Source organism: Candidatus Erwinia dacicola (assembly GCF_001756855.1).
Classification (GTDB): domain Bacteria; phylum Pseudomonadota; class Gammaproteobacteria; order Enterobacterales; family Enterobacteriaceae; genus Erwinia; species Erwinia dacicola.
The window spans coordinates 1-2659 of sequence record NZ_MAYS01000478.1 but is presented as its reverse complement, the minus strand read 5'-3'; the positions used below and the strand labels follow the sequence as shown (position 1 = coordinate 2659).

Here is a 2659-nt window from a genome sequence, read left to right as displayed (position 1 = left end):
TTTTTTTGCAATAAATTCTGGATAGCAATGATTGTAGTCTGCGTAAGTTTGAAAGGTGTTTAAACAGTTTATGAATTTCGTTTAAGCGGATTGGCCATGTGGTTGATCTGCCTCAATGACCATATAAGTATAAGGCATTACACCTAACGCAAACTACTGTCTACGCTTACTTAGCCTGCCCGCTTTGCTTCTTGTTCTGGGCTTTGAGTGCTGTTCACCTCACTCCCTTCAGATGCCCCTTTTTTAGCGTCGACATGGGCATCAATAAGCTCTATAGCACGCTCTTTCAAATAAGGAGGAAGGAGCATAAAAATCTCTTCTAAACTTGCCTCATGCTCAGCAAGCTTAATTAGCCCGCGTGCCCCACCGCTAAGCAATATACGCAATAAAGTCTCAGCCTCGCGCTTGTCCATGAACTCAAAAGCTAAATTCCATGCTGACTTCAAATCATCGTTCTGGTGCATCGCGGGCTGCGTGGTGCTCTCAGTCGCTAGTTTGCCAGTCACAAGCCAATCAATGGACACATTCTCTATATTGCAAACTCTTTCCACTACATCAAGACCGGGATTAGCTCCTTTCGTAAAGTAATTATTCAACGTTGAGTAAGGTAGTCCCCATTCACGCGCCACTGTTCGCAAATTCCTACCCCGAAAGAGCTGCTTCAGTCGCTCCTGTATGCTTTCTTTTTCATTGTCACGAATAGCAAATTTGCTTTCTTTGGCTGTTGTCATTTTTTTTCTCAGTAACTTACTGTTTCACAAACAAAATACCCATAAGTAGATAATTTATTTCTTTTCGTAGATCAATACTCTTATCCAGACGGATAACCCGCAGGGCTTATCCGCACGGTTAACTTTGTAGGGTAATCGAATGATGGAAAGAAAAGAAGTATCCAGTGTTGACTGGCATCGTCTGGACATTGTGGCCGCGATCCACAAGCAAGGCACCACTATGCGTGAGCTGTCTGTTCGTGCGGGCCTTAAACCAGACACCCTTAAAAATGCACTTAATCGCTCTTACCCAAAAGGTGAGCGAATTATTGCAAGTGCTCTCAATATAGAACCGGCCTGTATCTGGCCAAGTGGTTACATGATGCGGAAGGCGTCCTGATATGTTCGTTACGGTAAATGAGTTAGTCGGCCTTCCAGGCTTACCTGGTACAGCTCAGGGGGTGCGATACGCCCTGAATAAATGTGCCGCTGGTTTGCCGGAAATGATGCGCCGCCGTGAAGGCACAAAAGCGTTTGAGTATCACATTGACTGTCTGCCGGATGCTGCGCGTGAAGCTGTTCAGGCTCGTATCGCACGTGAGCTGCAGGTTGAATCCGGTGCGGGTTTGCCTGCTGTTGCTGAGGCTAGCGGTGCTGTTGCCAAAGGGTCTGCCGAAACCTGTGTTGACCTTGAGTTATATCGCAAGTGTCCGGCGCTGCTAGAGCAAAAGCTTCGTTCGCTCACTGACGCTCAGAAAGCCATTGCTGATGCACGAATGACACTTGTTTGTGCAGTGCTCAAGCTGATGGACGTTGGCGGAATGAGCCGTAAGGCGGCAGTTGATTTAATTGCCAGGGGCACCCAGCAAGGTACGCTTTCGCCAGAAATGCTTAAAGCAGCTGATATTGCCAATGCCCGCAAAGGTTCCACCCGCAAAGGGGTTGGCAAAAGCAGTCTGCAGCACTGGCTTTCGGATTATCTGGCATCCGTTACTCCAGGTGAAAAGCTGGCCATTATGGTGCCGGGCAAGATTAAGGCTAAAGCCGTTGAGTCTTATCCCTGGATGCCGCAGTTCTTGCAGCACTGGCGCGATCCGAATCAGCCCAGCGTCACCGTGGCTTATGAGGCCTTTGTTCGTGAGTGGTCTGAGTTGTATGCGGGCAATGAGCTGATGATGGCTCAGCTGCCATCTGTTGATACGGTGCGCTATGCGCTGAAAAAAATACCTAAAGCCGAGCGTATGCGTGGCCGGGTGACGGGGTCAGCGATGCAGTCTCTCCTGCCGTTCGTCCGTCGCGACTGGTCTCAGTTACCTGTTAACGGGGTCTGGATCGGTGATGGTCACGGTATGAAGCTTGAGGTATTGCACCCTGAGACGGGCAAGCCCTTCAAACCGGAAATCACCCTGGTTATTGATGGCCGGACACGTGTTGTCATGGGCTGGAGCCTGGCAATGTCAGAGAGCCATATTGCCGTTGGCGATGCCATACGTAATGCCATTTCAAATTATGGCGTACCGCTGATTTATTATTCTGATAACGGTGGTGGTGAGAAAAATGGAATGTTCGATGCAGACGTGACGGGTATTTTCTCCCGGCTGGGTATTACTCACCCCACAGGTATTCCGGGAAATCCACAGGGGCGCGGGATCATCGAGCGTATCAACCGCGAAATCCCGATGCGGGTGGCGAAAAAATTCGGTTCCTATGTGGGTAAGCGCGGCGACAAAGAGACGCAGCGCAAATACCGTAAGGCGGTGGATTCAGCGGTAAATGCGATTGAGAAAGGCAAGCCACTGAACGGGGTGCAGGCTGCTGCGATGCGCAAAGTGCCTGCGTGGAGTGAGCTGATAGCGGAGATCGAGTTTCAGATTGAGCGCCATAATAACCGCCCCCACAGTGAGTTACCGAAGCGTGAGAACGGTGAGTACTGGTCACCGCTGGCCTAC

At 49.9% G+C, this 2659-nt stretch carries 3 protein-coding genes; 2 read left to right on the top strand and 1 reads right to left on the bottom strand.

Translation table 11 applies throughout. The annotated features are described in order from the left end of the window. Positions 1-170: 170 nt before the first annotated feature. Positions 171-731 (bottom strand): helix-turn-helix domain-containing protein, encoded by a 561-nt coding sequence (locus BBW68_RS12580; RefSeq protein ID WP_070135624.1) that lies wholly within the window; start codon positions 729-731, stop codon positions 171-173. A gap of 142 nt (positions 732-873) precedes the next feature. Here BBW68_RS12580 and BBW68_RS12575 point away from each other — a divergent pair, with 142 nt between their 5' ends. Then, entirely contained in the window at positions 874-1110 is a 237-nt protein-coding gene (locus BBW68_RS12575) for a helix-turn-helix domain-containing protein (RefSeq protein ID WP_070135625.1), read from the top strand. A 1-nt stretch (position 1111) separates the two neighbouring features. Beyond that, the coding region (locus BBW68_RS12570; RefSeq protein WP_070135623.1) for a DNA-binding protein at positions 1112-2659 on the top strand (1548 nt) is incomplete at its 3' end.

Bases quoted from the DNA above. Each gene is read 5' to 3' on its own strand.
- BBW68_RS12580 (WP_070135624.1), bottom strand. From the start codon at position 731: ATGACAACAGCCAAAGAAAGCAAATTTGCTATTCGTGACAATGAAAAA.
- BBW68_RS12575 (WP_070135625.1), top strand. From the start codon at position 874: ATGGAAAGAAAAGAAGTATCCAGTGTTGACTGGCATCGTCTGGACATT.